Raw genomic sequence first — 15,740 nt, forward strand, 5'->3', positions numbered from 1 at the left:
AGTTTAAATTTTCCAGTCAAACCAAAACAATTTCTCAGGAAATCCGGTAAGACAAAGCATAGTTTGGATTTTTTGAACTTCGACATTCAACCTGAAAAAATAAAATTATTAAATTTGGGTCATGCGGCTATCCAGAAAACTTGCTTGCAGTTGTAATGGCTTGTCAAAAAGGCAAAATTTCTGTATTTTGCGGTTTCGGCAGGCTCAACCGCGGCAAAAATAATTTGGACAGCCGCACCGGGCTTTGCAGGGTTTCATTGTTTTGTTTGGTTTCGATAAACTCAACCAGCACAAAACAACGCTACGCGCCCTTCCAATCCCTTGCCCGAAAGGAATTTACTTATGAAAATCAATCAGCTCGAAAAACTTTTGTCGCAGAATGAATATCCAGGACGCGGAATTGTTGCAGGTCTTTCAGAAGACGGAAAATATGCTGTCAGCGCATACTGGACAATGGGACGCAGTGCCGGAAGCCGTAACCGCATTTTTACAGTCGAAACAGAAGACGGAAGCGAAGTTGTTCGCACGAAAGCATTTGATCCAAGCTTAATCGCAGGTGATCCAAGCCTTATAATTTATGCGGCAGTCCGCCAGTTTAAAAACAGTACAATCGTAACAAACGGCGATCAGACAGACACGATTTTTGAAGGTCTTAAAGAAGGCAAAACTTTTGAGCAGTCATTGCGTTCACGCAAATATGAACACGACGCTCCAAATTACACTCCGAGAATTTCTTCACTTTTAAATGTCGAAAATGGAAAATTCGATTACGCAATTTCAATTTTAAAAAGCGATTCTGGAAATCCAGATAACACTTTGAGATTCACATTTACTTACGACAATCCTGTAAAAGGCCAGGGAAGATTTATTCATACTTACATGGGCAACGGAAATCCTCTTCCGTCGTTTGAAGGTGAACCGGAAGTTGTAGAAATCAAAGGCAATATCGAGGAATTTACAGACAAAATCTGGTCAAGCCTCAACGAAGAAAACAAAGTAAGTCTTTTTGTCCGCTTTATTGACATTCAGACTGGAAAATTTGAAGAAAAAATCATCAACAAAAACAAATAATGCAAAAAGTTCTTTGCACAACGCTCTTAATAGAAAAGTCCCCTCAGGCTCTGCCTCTGGGGGTGGCTTGTATTGCTTCTGCCATAAAAAATGATGACCGCACAAAAAATTTTTACAATGTCGAATTGTGCGATTTTTGCAAGGAATCTCCCGAAATAAAAAAGATTTTGTCCGGAGCAGAAATCGGAGCAGAAAAAAATGCCGGCGAAATGCAGACTGGCTCTTATATTGCTGAGCAACTGGCAAAAAAAAGTCCGCAAATTGTGCTTTTTAGCATTTACGTGTGGAATCATGTTGCCCTGGAAAATGCCGCCCGCTGCCTCAAAAAAATAAATCCGAAAATCATAACAATTGCTGGCGGTCCGGAAGTTACAGCAGATCCGTTTGTTTTTGAGGGATTTGATTACACGATTGCAGGAGCTGGCGAAGAAGCCGCAGTTTTGCTTTTGGAGGCGATTTTTAAAAATGGCGGTGCAGAAAAACTGCCAGAAATTCCGGGGCTTTTCTTTTTAAACGGAAAACCTCAGGTCTTCCAGTTTGCGAGAACTTCACCCTGCGCCTTAGAAAAACTTTCTTCTCCATATCTTGACGGTACACTCGACGTTGCAAAATACGGCGGAGTTTTATGGGAACTTGCCCGGGGCTGCCCTTTTAAGTGTTCATATTGCTACGAATCAAAAGGCGAAAAAAAAGTCGCATATTTTCCGATGGAACGAATCGAAAAAGAAATCGATCTTTTTGCCCAAAAAAAAGTTCCTCAGGTTTTTGTCCTTGATCCAACCTACAATGCGAGCAAAGAGCGCGCCATTCAGATGCTCAGGCTGATTGAAAAAAAGACGCCGGACACTTTTTATTATTTTGAAGCGCGGGCCGAATTTATTGACCGCGAACTTGCAAAAGCGTTCAGCCGTGTGCGTTGTGCCTTGCAAATTGGAATGCAGAGCGCAGATCCGGAAGTCTTAAAAAATGTACATCGTACGCTCGACAAAAAAAAGTTCAGCAAAAATATTGGCTATCTGAACGAAGCCGGCGTAACTTTTGGCTTTGACCTGATTTACGGATTGCCGGGCGACACGTTAAAAGGTTTTAAAAACAGTATTGATTATGCTCTCAGCCTTTATCCGAACAATCTCGAGCTTTTTTGCCTTTCGGTTCTTCCGGGAACAGATTTGCACGATTCCGCAAAAAAATTTGGAATGATATGGGAACAAAAACCGCCTTACAATGTTTTAAAAACACCGCAATTCCCAGAGTCAGACTTGCAAAAAGCCGCTTCGCTTGCACGGGCGGTAAATCTTTTTTATACGCAGGGACGCGCAGTAAGCTGGTTTAACTGCATAATTTATCATCTGCACAAAAAGCCGAGCGTTTTTCTCGGAGAATTTGAAAAATATCTTCGCGAAGAAAAAATTATGCTTCCGCCCGAACCAAAAATGCCGCAGATTAGAAAATTGCAGAAAGATTTTATAAAAAGACAATTTGAACAAAATCATCTTGCAAAATACATAAATATAGTCAGCGATATGATAGAACTTTACGGCGCTTTGAGCGATGCAGACGGCGACTGCCAGACATCAACCATAAAATTGCACTATTGGCCAGAAGACGTGCTCTCAGAATACGCAATGGATTTACCATTTTTTTGCGCAAACGCCGAATTCCATCCATGCAAAGTAAAAGTTCAGCCATCTCCTGACGGCGCCGTGTTCAAGATTGAATAAAAAGAATATATTTTATTAACCCGATATTGATTTTGCGTTGCTTTTTCATTACTTTTGTATTACATTTTGTATGGAGGCGCATATGAAAACAGCAGTTCTTCAAACAAGAGTTGATGTGGATTTAAAACATGATGCAGATGCTTTTTTTGAATCTATTGGAATGGATACAACAACGGCAATACGGATTTTTCTAAAGCAGACATTAATTCAGCGAAAAATTCCATTTGAAATTGTTCAAGACAGTTCTTTTTATTCTGAAAAAAACATGAAAGCATTGGAACATTCTAAAACTCAGATGGAAAATGGCCAGCATTCAATACATGAACTTGTCGAGGTGTAAAAATGCACAAAGATTTTTCTGATGATGCCTGGGCTGATTATACCTATTGGATAACGCAAGATAAAAAAACGCTTAAGAAAATAAATCAACTTCTAAGTGATATTGAACGAAACGGTAATGACGGAATAGGGCATCCGGAGCCATTAAAAAATAATTTAAGCGGATATTGGTCTCGAACGATAGACGAAAAAAATAGGCTTGTATACAAAATAGAAGACGGTTTAATAAAAGTAATTCAATGTAAAAATCATTATGATGATAAATAGTTCTATGTAATATAGAACCGGACCATATTTTGCGGTCGAGCGGCTTTTCACGGTTCCGCTTTGCTTCATCCGCCGGGGCGGACGCATTCGCGCCGTTACAATCCGGGGTATGTTTTTTCTAAAAATCAAATTTTCTGGTTTAAATTCTTCAAAAAAGTAAAATTCTAAAAAAAAGAAAATTCAATTGACATAAAAATACTGTTAGTGTATACTAACAAATGTAGTTAGCTTGTGCTAACCTGAGTGTACCTCGTGGCAGTACGATTCTTAAGTTCTGACTGTTTCTCTGGAGTGTTGTACTGCCATATTTTTGGGAATTTTTAATGGAAGAAACTGTAATTCATTGCAGCGCTCCTGCGCTCTGCGGAATAAAACCTGCGAGCCTTTTTAGCCTTAAAAATGAATTCTATTCAATTAATAGAAGCCGGCTTTTTTCCTGGCGTAAAAATTTTTCAAAAGACAGGCGTTTTTTTGTTATCATTAAAAAAGAAGACGGACGGGTTTTGATTTTTGTTTACGATAAAAGCTTGCTAGAAAAAGTTTGTTCCAAAAAGAAAAACCAGGAATACTTAAAAACGAAAGATTATGAAGTTGAAAAGGGTTTTAATTCAATTTTGAGCGAGCTTTTGTTTCGGCTTGCCCACGAAAGCTCTTTTCCGCACGAAACTGGACTTTTTTTGGGTTATCCGCTCGAAGATGTCATAGGTTTTGAGACTCAAAATGCCAAAAACTGTGTTTTTAGCGGATTTTGGAAAGTTTATGGAGATAAGCAGGCTGCGCTTGATTTAATGAAAAAGTACAGGCTCTGCACTGAAATTTGTATGTCGTGGTTCAGGCAGGGACTTAGCGTTCCTCTTGCCGCACAAAAATATAAAAAAATGGAGGAAATTTTATGAAAACAGCAATTGTTTATTCTTCAACAACAGGAAATACGGAACAGCTTGCAAATGCAATTAAGGAGGCGGCGCCGGATGCATATTTTAGCACTGCCGATGTAGCCGACCCTTCAGAAGTTCTTTCTGCGGAGCTGATTCTTTTGGGAAGTCCTGCAATGGGCGCCGAACAGCTTGAAGACTCAATGGAAGAATTTTTTTCGGGAATTGAAGGCCAGATTTCTGGAAAAACCATAGGCCTTTTTGGCTCGTACGACTGGGGCGACGGTCAAATGCTCAGCGACTGGGGCGAACGTGTAAAAGCTGCTGGAGCAAACCTTAAGGGAATTGCAAAAGCTCAGCTTGCTCCAGATTCTCAGGCTCTTGAAGATGCAAAGGCGCTTTTAAACTAGTTTTTTTGAAATTTGAGCGGTTGATATGTTGAATTCATTTTGAATTTTTCATATACTAATCGAACTTATCGGAACACCGAGGAAAGGAGGTGAAATTACATGGCAACAATCGTTGTAGACGAGTCAGAGAACCTCGAAAAAGCAATTAAACGCTTTAAGCGCATGGTTGAAAAAGAGGGCATTGTTCGTGAATGTAAACGCCGCGAATACTATGTAAAGCCTTCTGCAGAGAATCATCAGAAGAAAACTGCTTTGGAACGCAAACTTTTTAACAAAAGACGCAAGTCAGAAAAAAAAGATTACTAGTTCTTAAAGTGAACGGGCTGCTCAAATGGGCGGCCTTTTTTATTTATATAGCAAACAAAAAAACAATGAAAAAGATAAATAAAAATGACCGTTGGTTTTAAGCAATGTGAAGCTTTTGCCAACGGTCATTTTTTTGTTTAGTTTGATTCTGGTTTAAGGCCGTCTACCATAAATTCCGGCGGAATTCTTGACGGATGAGCTTCGTGGTTTACGCAGGCCCAGGTTACGTCGGCTTCGGCGCTGATTTGACCGTCCGGTTTTTTGATAATCTGGTGCATTGTTCCAGAAACTGCGCCCATTTTGATTGGCCAGGTTTCGATTGAAAGTTCTTCGTGCATTTTTGCAGAAACTTTGTAGTGAATGTCTACGTGGGTTACAAAAAGATAGTAGCCTGCATTGAAGATTCCGTCGTAGTTAAAACCGATTTTTTCCAGGAAGTCCATTCTGGCGGTTTCCAGATAGTTTAAGTAAACTGCATTGTTTACGTGGTTATAAGAGTCGCATTCGTAGGGACGAACTTTTAATACTGTTGTAATTTTCATAATGAGAAAAGTGTAGCACAAAGTAAAAAAAATATAAAACGCATTAAAGCGCGGTTTTAATTTTCTGACAGTTCTGCCAGTTCGCTCCAGCGTTCATAAGCCTGGTTTAGTCGTTCTTCGGCTTTTGTGTATTCTTCGCCGGCTTTGCGCGCTTTTGTAAAGTCTGAATCGGCCATTTGCGCTTCGAGAACGGATTTTTTTTCTTCGAGTTCGAGAATTTCATTTTCGAGAGCCTCGAATTCTTTTTGTTCTTTATAAGTGCGGCGGCGCGGTTTTTCTGGCGAGCAGGCGTTGCGGGCGGCGTCTGAGCCCGCAGAAGGGGTAGCGGACAAGCCGGTTCGTGGAGCGGATTGGCTTGGGAGCGAGGGGAAGTCCTTCCCCTTTGTATTCTTGGACAGTTCTTTCTTTTTTTCTTCCAGGGTTTGCAGGTATTCGGAACATTTGCCGACAAAACCGCTTATGCTGCCGTCTTCTTCCATTATGAAAAGTGTGTCGGCGATTTTGTCCATAAAATAGCGGTCGTGGCTTACGATTAAAAGACAGCCCTGGTAGTCGGTGAGGAACTGCTCGAGAATGTTCATTGTAAAAATGTCAAAGTCGTTGGTCGGTTCGTCGAGGACGAGAAAATTTGGGTTTGTGATTAGGAGCCGTACCAGAAAAACGCGTTTTCGCTCGCCTCCGGAAAGTGTGGAGAGCATTGAATGTTGAATTTTGCCTTCAAAACCGAATTCGTTTAAAAATTGGGAAGCGCTCAGGTCTTTTCCGTTGTTGCGGTGTACGATTTCGGCCGCTTCTTTTATGTATTCGAGGACTGTCAGGTTGAGGTTTGGAAAAACCGGATTTTGCTGATAGTAGCCGATGAATGTGTTTTCGCCTTTTTCGATTGTACCGGTGTCTGGCTGAATTGTTCCAGTGATGATGTTTAGGAGTGTGGATTTTCCTGAGCCGTTGTTTCCGAAGATGCCGATTTTTTCGCCTTTGTTAAATTTGTAGGAAAAATTTTTGAGCACTGGCGTAAAGTTTTGTGCGGTTGAATCTCCGGCTTCTTTTTCGCCGACGTAGCCTTTTGGAAAATTTTTGGAAATATTGTGCAGTTCGAGGATTTTGCCTCCGAGGCGGCGTCCTGCCACTTCAAACGAAAATCCCTTGTCTTGCGAGAATTTTTCGCGGTTTATGAGGGCGTTGTCGCGCTGGATTCTGGCTTTTGCCTTTGTTCCGCGGGCGCATGGACCGCGCATGAGCCAGTCGCGTTCAATTCGGAGAACTGATTCTATGCGGCGTTCTGTATTTTGTTCGATTTCGAGTTCAATTTGCTTTTTTTCGAGATAAGTTGAATAGTTGCCTTCGTAAAGTTTGAGGCGTTTGCGGTCAAGCTCGTAAATGCTGCTGCAGACTGCGTCCAAAAAATAGCGGTCGTGGGTTACCATAAGAACTGTGCGTTTTGTTTCGTGCAGATAATTTTGCAGAAAGTAGATTGTTTCGATGTCGAGGTGGTTTGTTGGTTCATCGAGGAGAAGAAGTTTTGTGTCTTCGACGAGAACCTGAGCGAGAGCGACTTTTTTGAGCATGCCGCCGGAAAGAGTTCCCATTTTGCGCGTCATATCTTTGATTCCGAGAGTGCTCAAAATCGAGCGGACTTGAGATTCGTAGTTCCAGAGAGAGCCTTTGTCCATTTCGAGAGTAAGATTGTCGAAGCGGTTTTGCTGTTCCTGGTTAAAGCCTTTTTCCATTAAGAGGCAAAGTTCTTCGTATTCGCGGATTTTGGAAAGTTTTGGGCTGTTTGACTTAAAAATGTGCTGTTGAATTGTGTCGTTTGCGTCAAAATGCGGATTTTGGCTTAAAAAACTTACTCCGCTTTCTTTGTTTATAACGACAGTTCCTTCGTCTGGTTCGAGAACTCCGGCGATTGTAGAGAGGAGTGTTGATTTTCCAGTTCCGTTGCGGCCGATGATTGCGGCTTTTTCGCCTTCGTTTAAGCCGAATGTTACTCCGGTAAATAAAGGACTTTCGCGTCCGAATTTTGCAAGGTTGCTGATAGATAAGATATTCATAAAACGCTCCTGACGCACGGAAAAATTTGCACGAAGAGTAAGGAAACTGTGCAAAAAAAATATATCAAATTTTTGGAATTTTGTTGACAGGAGAGAAAAAGAAAAGTATAAATAAATTATGAACATTTGAACAATTATTCAAATGTTCAAGAATAGGAGGTTTATGAAAGACGAAATTAAAATGCCAGACGAAGATGTTTTGATTGACCTTGCCGAACTTTTTAAGATTTTTGGGGATTCGACGCGTGTAAAAATCCTTTTTGGATTGCATGACGGAGAAAAATCTGTTGGCGAAGTTGCCTCCTTGCTTGGAATGACGGACAGCGCAATCAGCCATCAGCTTAAAATTTTAAAAGACAGCAAGCTTGTGCGCGGACGACGTGACGGAAAGCAGATTTATTATTCTTTGGACGACGACCACGTTCTTTCGATTTTGAACCAAGGAATAGAGCACGTTTGCGAGTGATTTTTGATTTTTATCATAGCAGTTTGTTCATGCGTTGCTTTTACAAATTGTGATTCTTGTCATTTGTGGTTTGCCGCTAACGCGGAGTTTTATTGGAGGATTTTATGGAAAAATGGATGGAAGATTTTGAAAAAAGCAATATAGAAGAAAAAAACAGAACTGACGGATGTAAAACAGAAGAATGTAAAAATGAGCACGAGCATCACCGTCACAAATATTCATGCCCTTGCTGCCACAGCCACGATTGCGGCGACGAAGAGGACGAACACGAAGAAGAAGGCGAACTTTCGCTCAGACAGATAATTTGCGCGATTGTGCTTTTTGGCGCTGCACTTGCGGTTGAGCACCTTTCGGTTTTTAGACAGATTCTGGGTTCAATTCAATTTGGCTCGATTGGAATTCAAAGGCTTGTTTTTCTTGTTTTGTATTTTGTGGCGTACATAATTTGCGGAAAAAATGTTATAAAATCTGCCGTAAAAAATATTTTGCACGGTGAAATTTTCGATGAAAAATTTTTGATGAGCATTGCTTCTGTTGGAGCGATTTTTGTAGGTGAAATTGGCGAAGCCGTTGCCGTAATGATTTTTTACAATCTTGGGGAATTTTTTCAGGATTATGCCGTTGATAAAAGCCGAAATTCAATCAGCGCGTTGATGGATATTCGGCCGGATAAGGCTTTTGTTGTCCGCAATGGAAAAGTTGAGGAAGAAAAACCGGAAAATGTAAAAATCGGCGAAATAATCGAGGTAAAACCTGGCGAAAGAGTTGCGCTCGACGGCGAAATTGAAGAAGGTTCGTCATTTATGGACACGAGCGCGTTGACCGGAGAAAGCGTTCCTCGAAAAGTTGAGAAGGGAAGTGCAATTTTGGCTGGATTTGTAAACAGCGAGGGCGTTGTAAGAATTCGCGTTACAAAAACTTATGGCGAAAGCGCAGTCACAAGAATTTTGGAATTGACGGAAAAAGCTGCCGAAGCAAAGGCAAAAAGCGAAAAATTTATTACCCGTTTTGCAAAATACTACACTCCAATCGTTTGCATTCTCGCTCTTTGCGTTGCAGTTCTTCCGCCGCTCGCACTCAGTGTCTTTGCGCCGGAAATTTTTGCTCAGTACGGCTGGCACACCTGGATTTACCGTGCGCTTATGTTCTTGGTTGTAAGTTGTCCTTGCGCTCTTGTAATTTCGGTTCCGCTTTCGTTTTTTAGCGGAATTGGAGCCGCAAGCCGTCATGGAATTCTCATAAAAGGAAGCAATTATATAGAAGCCTTGAGCAAAGTTGATACAGCTGTTTTTGATAAGACAGGCACGCTCACAAAAGGCACATTTGCGGTTTCAAAGGTGTTTGCGGTTGAAGGCGTCGGCGAAGATGAGCTTTTGGCGCTTGCGGCCCATGCAGAATACTATTCGGTTCACCCGATTTCAAAATCGCTTTGCAGCGCACACCAGAAAATGAATTTAAAAAACGGACTCGGCAACAGTTGCTGCGAGCTTTGTATTCGCAAAAATGCCCGGGAAATCAGCGGCCACGGAATAAAAATCGAACTCGACCAGAAAACAGTTCTTGCAGGAAACGAAAAACTTCTGGAAAAAGAAAATATTCAGATTGACCCAAAAATCAAAATTCAACTGGAAGAAAAAAAACTTGCCGGAACAACAGTTCATGTTGCGGAAAATGGCGTTTACAAAGGCTGCATAGTCATAAGCGACGAATTAAAAAAAGATGCAAAAAAAACAATCGGCGCCCTAAAAAAATGCGGCGTACGGCAGACAGCAATGTTGACCGGCGACAACCAGAAAACAGCCCAAATTGTTGCAGGCGAACTTGGAATCGACCGTCTTTTTGCAGGGCTTTTGCCGGAAGACAAGGTAAACCGCGTAAAAGAACTCATTGAACAAAAAACTCAAAAAAAAGGCAGTCTTGTGTACGTTGGCGACGGAATCAACGACAGTCCGGTTCTTGCCTGTGCAGACGTTGGAGTAGCAATGGGCGCGCTTGGAAGCGATGCTGCAATCGAAGCGGCAGATGTAGTCATAATGGACGACAAGCCGGAACGTTTAATCGACGCTATTAAAATCAGCCGCAGTACAATGGCGGTAGTCTGGCAGAACGTAGTTTTAAGCCTCGGAATAAAAGTTGCGATAATGGTTTTGGGCACACTCGGCGTGACAGGAATGTGGCTGGCCGTATTTGGCGACGTAGGAGTAACATTTTTTGCTGTCTTAAATGCAATGCGAATCTTAAGAAAATAAAAAGGGGCTTCCGGCGGTTCGCCGCCGTCAGGCTTTCCGTACTTCCGCTATCGCTCCATTCGACGCAGCAGGCTGCTTACGAACGCCTTTGGCGGTACTCCAATCCTTAAGCCGGATTTTTGATTTTTACCTCATAATTTTTTATAATAACTTGTTTTTTATAGATTTGTTGTGTTTTAGATTTTGTCTGCTTGCTACAATATCTGTATTTGGAGAGTTTCTGGAGTTTTTTATGAAAAAAAATTTTATTAGCGCTGTTTGTGTTGCGCTTTTTTCTGTTGCGGGGCTTTTTGCCACTCAAATTTCTGCCAATGACAAATCTGACGGCTGGGCTTCTTTTGCCGGTACAAAAGATCTTTCCGGAAATGCCGTTGTTCCGCCGTCGGCTTACGGCACAAATGGAGGAGAAGGCGCTTCTGTCGTCTTGACTGTTACTAACCGCGAAGAACTGCTTTCTGCCTTAAAACAAGGCGATCGCCGGATTATCTATGTAAAAGGTATAATCGACATGACCGACACTGGCAGCGGTTCTCTTTTGCCAGAAACAGTAAACGGTTCAACTGCCCAGATGGACAAACTCTTAAAAGAAAAAACAGCCGGAACTGTTCTTCCTGTAAATTCTTACAAAGAATGGAAAGAAAAATACACTGCAAGTTTTAATTACGATGAGGATCAGAGCGGAAAAATTGCAGAACTTCGCACTGAACTCAACAATTACTGGCGCGAGCTTGTATTTTTGCGTTTGCAGGACAATACGACTTTAATCGGTCTTGACGAAAATTCTGGAATTAGAGGCGGAAGCGTGAGCATTAAAAAGGTGCAGAACGTAATCGTAAGAAATTTGAGTTTTACAAACTGTTACAATCCTTTTCCAAAAATTGAAGAATCTGACGGCTTAAACGCAGATTTTGACTGTGTCGCAATTCAAAATTCAAAATACGTTTGGATAGACCATTGTTCTTTGAGTCCGAAATTTAGCCACAAAGAAGTTGAATCTGACAAATACCTTACAAAAGACGGAAAAAGCGTAAAATGGCAGGTTTACGACGGACTTTGCGATATTACGAATACAAATGATTTTGTTACGGTAAGCTGGTGCAAATTCTACAACCATGACAAAACTATGTTGATTGGAAACAGCGACAAAAAATTTGTCGACAGGCTTCATCAGACAATTACGCTTCACCACAACTGGTACGACAAATGTACTCAGCGTCTTCCAATGGTTCGTTTTGCGACGGTACATATTTACAACAATCTTTATACAAACACAGAAAGCCGCGGAATTGACCGCCGTGCAGAATGCCGCATTTACAGCGAGGCAAATTCTTTTGCAGACAAAGAAAAGTCTGTCACTTCAAACACTTTTGGCTCAATGTACGATGTTGCGAGCAAAAATATAAAAACCGCCGGACTTTCGCAAAAACCGGAATGGATTCCTGCTGATTATTATTCTTACAAGGCGGACAACGCAGAAAGCGTTGAGCAGATTGTAAAAGCCGGTGCCGGAAACGGAAAAGTCCTGGTAAAAAAATAAAACGAACTTTTCAGGTAAAACTTAGCCCCGGCTGTAGCCCCGAAGTTTTCAGGGTGGTTTTTAACCGCCCTGAAAATGCAGCGAAAGCGGAAGGGCGCAAGACGGGTTAGAAGGCTGATTGTGCTCCAAAAACCTCTTAAAAATTTTTAATTGGCCGGCAAAAAAAACTTCTTTTGAGGTTTCCATAAAACGCAAATTTGTTACATAATGTTTATATGAAAAAAAATGTTTCTAAATATGCAAAAATTGCTGGAATTATTTGTGGAATTGTAGCTGCGCTTGTCGCTGTTTTTAACATTTGCATTTACAACTTTGTTTTTCTGCCGAATTTTAGCCGGGCTACAAAAGAGCGCACTGTCGAGCACGAGATTAAATTTTATGCTGGCGAAGAAAATTACAAGCGTCATCTTGCCGACAGCGAATATATTGATTCTTTAAATCTTCCTTTAATTGAAATTACGAGTTTTGATTCCTTAAAATTAAAAGCCCTTGTCTGGAATTCTGAAAATTCTTCTTCTTGCCGTGGAACTGTTCTTTTAATGCACGGTTTTCAGTCTGGACCTGTGCGGGAATTTGCGACGATTGCCAGATTTTTTCATAAGATGAATTTTAACGTTGTTATGCCTTATCAAAGGTCGCATGGTTTGAGCGAAGGAAAATTTATTACTTTTGGAATAAAGGAACGTTACGACTGCCGCGACTGGATGTTAAAAATCAATGAAATTTACGGGAACGACTTGCCGCTTTTTGTCGGCGGAATTAGCATGGGCTGTGCAACTGTCACAATGGCTTCCGGGCTGGATTTGCCGTACAATGTGCGTGGAATCATTGCCGACTGCGGATTTACCGAACCTTACGAAATCGTGCGCTGGACAATGACGGACGAAATGCACATTTGGCCGGGAGTTGCAAAAATTCTTCTTGATTCTGCCGGCTGGTACTGCAAAAAAATCGGCGGCTTTGGATTAAAAGAATATTCAACCTTAAAGGCCCTCGAAAAAACTCAGTTGCCGTTTTTGTTTATGACTGGAACCGACGACCATACTGTTCCTTACGAAATGACCGTAACGAATTTTATGCTTTACAAGCAGCGTTTTCCAGAAAAGACAAAACTGGTTCTTTTTGAAAACGTCCCTCATGCAATTTCTTATATTGAGGATTGGGACAGATACGAAAAAGAACTGACAAAATTTGTCGAAAAATATAATTAAAAAATAGGATGGATTTTTGAAGTTGCATTTTTGCTTTATTCTTTTTGTGCGGGAATGAAGTTTTGCAATTTTTGAAAATAAAGACAAGTGTGTGCTTTTTGCGCATAATATAATCAACAATTATAAAAGTAAGGATGTTTATATGGTTGAATTTAAAATTGCTCCGTCGAATACGGGAATAATTGCCCAGACTTTTAAGAAAATTAAGGAAATAACGGCCAGCGGTTCGATTGATATTGATACCCCAGTGCGCATTTTGCTTGCTGCCGGAAAATATCCTGGAATTCTTTCGTATAACCTTCCAAATCCGCTGATTCTTGAAGGTATGCCTGGAACAAAACCGGAAGATATTGTCTTGCTTGCAGAAAATTGCGAGGCTTTTCATAAAGATACAGAAAATCGTGCTGTTTTTGTGATTGGACCGAATGCGTCTGAAGTTACGTTGCGCGGTTTTACGATTGAAAATACTCACTTAAAAACTTGCGATGACGCTTCTTTGGGAAATCAGGCGGAAGCATTGTGTTTTCATAACCAGAACGGAAGCCTTTTGTGCCAGAACATGCGGTTTATAAGCCGTCAGGACACAGTTCACGTAAAAGGTTTTAGCCGTTTTGAAGATTGCTACATTACAGGCGACATTGATTTTATCTGGGGATATTGTGACACTTCGGTTTGGGTAAATTGTAAAATTCACACAAGGGAAGACAACCGTCCTGGAGTTAGACCTGCTTATGTTGTTCAGAGCCGTGCGCTAAATTCAAGACCGGGATTTATTTTTGTGGACTGCACTTTTACGGCAGACAAAAGACCGGAAGGAAGCGAACTTTGGATTGGAAGAAGTCAGGGAACAGGAACAAAAGACAGTGTTGACCGCTGGGACAGCATTGCCTTGATTGACTGCAAGATTGACGAAAATTACGATGATAGAATTTGGACGGACGAAGACGGCAAAAAAACGGTTTATCCTGAAAAAGGCTGCAAAGATTTTGGTTGGCGGGAATTTGGCACAAAGCGCATAAATTCAAATGGCGACGAAATAGCAGACAATACGGCAGTTAGAAATCCGCACGGATATTTTATGAAAAAAGAGGAAGCGGATTCTCTTCGTAGCGAATTTGCGCCGTCGGTTTGAACTGTGGTTTATTGAACAATTTATTTAATAAAACCGCGTATTTATTCAAAATTACTTCTTTTTAAAGTCTTGCCGTAAGTTTTGCGGTCAGTAATAATAAAAAGAAACCTTATTTAAGCAGCGTGGAAAATTTAAATTGAATAAAAAGCTGTCAAAATAAAAAGTGATTATTAAAATGGAGGATTTTCAGACAAAATGAAAAATTTGAACCTAAAAGATTTCGGTGCAAAACCAGACGGTGTTTTTAACAACGGAGAAGCTTTTAAAACTGCGTTTGAAGAAATTGCAAAAAACGGAGGTGGAAAACTTACTGTTGATGCTGGAAACTGGCTTACAGGTCCAATCGATATTCCGTCGGACACAACACTTGAGCTTTCTGAAGGTGCAAGAATAGTTTTTGTTGATGATCCAGCTTTGTATCCTCCTGCATTTACCCGTTGGGAAGGCGTAGAATGTTACGGAATGCATGCCCTTGTTCGTTCTGCCGACTCAAAAAACGTAAAAATCACTGGAAAAGGCACAATTGACGGCAATGGCGAAAAATGGTGGAAAACCGTAAAAGATAAAAAAGCACGTAAGCAGTCAAAACCAGAAGAACCGTACGAAATCGCGCTTGCAAAATTGAATCCTGGCTACGAAAATCAGGCTGGCGGTGGCGGTGGACGCGAAACTCAGTTCTTGCGCCCGGCTCTTATTGAATTTATTAACTGCGAAAATGTTGTTCTCGAAGGAATTAAAATTGTAGATTCTCCTTTCTGGACAGTTCATCCGGTTTATGTAAAAAATCTAACTCTCGAAAAAATTCACATCGAAAATCCATATACTGCGCCAAACACAGACGGAATCGATGTTGATTCGTGCGAAAATGTAAAAATCATTGACTGCTTTGTTGCCGTTGGCGATGACGGAATTTGTATTAAATCTGGCTCTGGTCCTGACGGAATCCGCGTAAACCGTCCAACTGTAAATGTTGAAGTAAAAGGTTGCACAGTAAGAAACGCACACGGTGGAATTGTTGTTGGTTCGGAAACTGCCGCAGGAATGAGCGGAATTCACGCAAGCGACTGCGATTTGTCGGGTACAGACCGTGGAATCCGCATTAAATCTCGCCGTGGACGCGGTGGCGATATTAACGATATTGAATTAAAAAATCTTGTAATGAACGACACTCTTTGTCCGATTGCAATGAATATGTACTACAAATGTGGAATTACAGACACAAAATCTCCGCTCTTTAGCCTCGAAAAAATGCCTGTAACAAGCGAAACTCCTAGAATCCACAATGTAAAAATTATTGGCTGCAAGGGAACTGGCTGTAAGGCAAGTGCCGGATTTATCGTTGGATTGCCAGAAATGCCGATTGATAACCTCGAAATCCGTGACTGCCATTTTACGACAGATGAAAGTTCTGACCGCTCACCAATGGAAAGCGACATGTTCTACGGATTGCCAGAAGTCAGCGTAAAAAGTTTCCGCGTAAGAAACGCTCCAGGCGCAAAATTCGAAAATGTAACAATCGAAGGTCCAAAAGAAACCTTTATTTACGAATAATTTTTCTTTTTG

15 protein-coding genes are annotated in these 15,740 nt (G+C 41.2%); 13 read left to right on the plus strand and 2 right to left on the minus strand.

Going from position 1 to position 15,740, the window contains the following annotated elements; all coding sequences use genetic code 11:
- The first annotated feature begins 342 nt into the window (after positions 1-342).
- From B5D47_RS06200 to rpsU, 7 genes are all read left to right on the plus strand, one after another.
- Positions 343-1,071, plus strand: a complete 729-nt coding sequence (locus B5D47_RS06200) for an IMP cyclohydrolase (protein ID WP_078930972.1) — start codon at positions 343-345, stop codon at positions 1,069-1,071.
- Positions 1,071-2,792 (plus strand): B12-binding domain-containing radical SAM protein, encoded by a 1,722-nt coding sequence (locus B5D47_RS06205; RefSeq protein ID WP_078930973.1) that lies wholly within the window; start codon positions 1,071-1,073, stop codon positions 2,790-2,792. The genes B5D47_RS06200 and B5D47_RS06205 overlap by 1 nt, the downstream gene beginning before the upstream one ends.
- An 82-nt stretch (positions 2,793-2,874) precedes the next feature.
- Positions 2,875-3,132, plus strand: a complete 258-nt coding sequence (locus tag B5D47_RS06210) for a type II toxin-antitoxin system RelB/DinJ family antitoxin (RefSeq protein WP_078930974.1) — start codon at positions 2,875-2,877, stop codon at positions 3,130-3,132.
- Between the two features lie 2 nt (positions 3,133-3,134).
- On the plus strand, positions 3,135-3,398 hold the full coding sequence (locus B5D47_RS06215; RefSeq protein ID WP_078930975.1) for a Txe/YoeB family addiction module toxin: 264 nt from the start codon (positions 3,135-3,137) through the stop codon (positions 3,396-3,398).
- Positions 3,399-3,721: 323 nt separating this feature from the next.
- Positions 3,722-4,294: a DUF3793 family protein gene (locus B5D47_RS06220; protein WP_078930976.1), complete on the plus strand. Its 573-nt coding sequence runs from the start codon at positions 3,722-3,724 to the stop codon at positions 4,292-4,294.
- Complete coding sequence (locus B5D47_RS06225; RefSeq protein ID WP_078930977.1) at positions 4,291-4,683, plus strand: flavodoxin domain-containing protein; 393 nt, start codon at positions 4,291-4,293, stop codon at positions 4,681-4,683. Before B5D47_RS06220 ends, B5D47_RS06225 begins: the two co-directional genes overlap by 4 nt.
- Positions 4,684-4,782: 99 nt before the next feature.
- The gene (rpsU, locus tag B5D47_RS06230) at positions 4,783-4,989 is read left to right on the plus strand and encodes a 30S ribosomal protein S21 (RefSeq protein WP_078930978.1); all 207 of its coding nucleotides are present in this window, start codon (positions 4,783-4,785) and stop codon (positions 4,987-4,989) included.
- Positions 4,990-5,126: 137 nt separating this feature from the next.
- On the opposite strand, the gene B5D47_RS06235 is transcribed toward rpsU, so the two are convergent.
- Both B5D47_RS06235 and B5D47_RS06240 read right to left on the minus strand, forming a co-directional pair.
- Positions 5,127-5,531, minus strand: coding sequence for an acyl-CoA thioesterase (locus B5D47_RS06235; RefSeq protein ID WP_078930979.1), 405 nt, complete (start codon positions 5,529-5,531; stop codon positions 5,127-5,129).
- A gap of 56 nt (positions 5,532-5,587) precedes the next feature.
- A complete protein-coding gene (locus tag B5D47_RS06240; protein ID WP_078931038.1) occupies positions 5,588-7,582 on the minus strand; it encodes an ABC-F family ATP-binding cassette domain-containing protein in 1,995 nt (664 codons plus the stop codon).
- A 163-nt stretch (positions 7,583-7,745) separates the two neighbouring features.
- Here B5D47_RS06240 and B5D47_RS06245 point away from each other — a divergent pair, with 163 nt between their 5' ends.
- The 6 genes from B5D47_RS06245 (at position 7,746) to B5D47_RS06270 (ending at position 15,728) form a co-directional block, all read left to right on the plus strand.
- The gene (locus B5D47_RS06245; RefSeq protein WP_078930980.1) at positions 7,746-8,048 is read left to right on the plus strand and encodes an ArsR/SmtB family transcription factor; all 303 of its coding nucleotides are present in this window, start codon (positions 7,746-7,748) and stop codon (positions 8,046-8,048) included.
- A 104-nt stretch (positions 8,049-8,152) separates the two neighbouring features.
- On the plus strand, positions 8,153-10,297 hold the full coding sequence (locus B5D47_RS06250; protein ID WP_234969932.1) for a heavy metal translocating P-type ATPase: 2,145 nt from the start codon (positions 8,153-8,155) through the stop codon (positions 10,295-10,297).
- 232 nt (positions 10,298-10,529) lie between these two features.
- The gene (locus B5D47_RS06255) at positions 10,530-11,834 is read left to right on the plus strand and encodes a pectate lyase family protein (protein WP_078930981.1); all 1,305 of its coding nucleotides are present in this window, start codon (positions 10,530-10,532) and stop codon (positions 11,832-11,834) included.
- A 215-nt stretch (positions 11,835-12,049) separates the two neighbouring features.
- Positions 12,050-13,045 carry an alpha/beta hydrolase gene (locus B5D47_RS06260; protein WP_078930982.1) on the plus strand — a complete coding sequence of 332 codons (996 nt, stop codon included), beginning with the start codon at positions 12,050-12,052 and terminating at the stop codon, positions 13,043-13,045.
- A 142-nt stretch (positions 13,046-13,187) separates the two neighbouring features.
- A complete protein-coding gene (locus tag B5D47_RS06265; protein WP_078930983.1) occupies positions 13,188-14,177 on the plus strand; it encodes a pectinesterase family protein in 990 nt (329 codons plus the stop codon).
- A gap of 195 nt (positions 14,178-14,372) precedes the next feature.
- Positions 14,373-15,728: a glycoside hydrolase family 28 protein gene (locus tag B5D47_RS06270; RefSeq protein ID WP_078930984.1), complete on the plus strand. Its 1,356-nt coding sequence runs from the start codon at positions 14,373-14,375 to the stop codon at positions 15,726-15,728.
- The last annotated feature ends 12 nt before the right edge of the window (positions 15,729-15,740 follow it).

This window comes from Treponema berlinense (genome assembly GCF_900167025.1).
Taxonomy (GTDB): domain Bacteria; phylum Spirochaetota; class Spirochaetia; order Treponematales; family Treponemataceae; genus Treponema_D; species Treponema_D berlinense.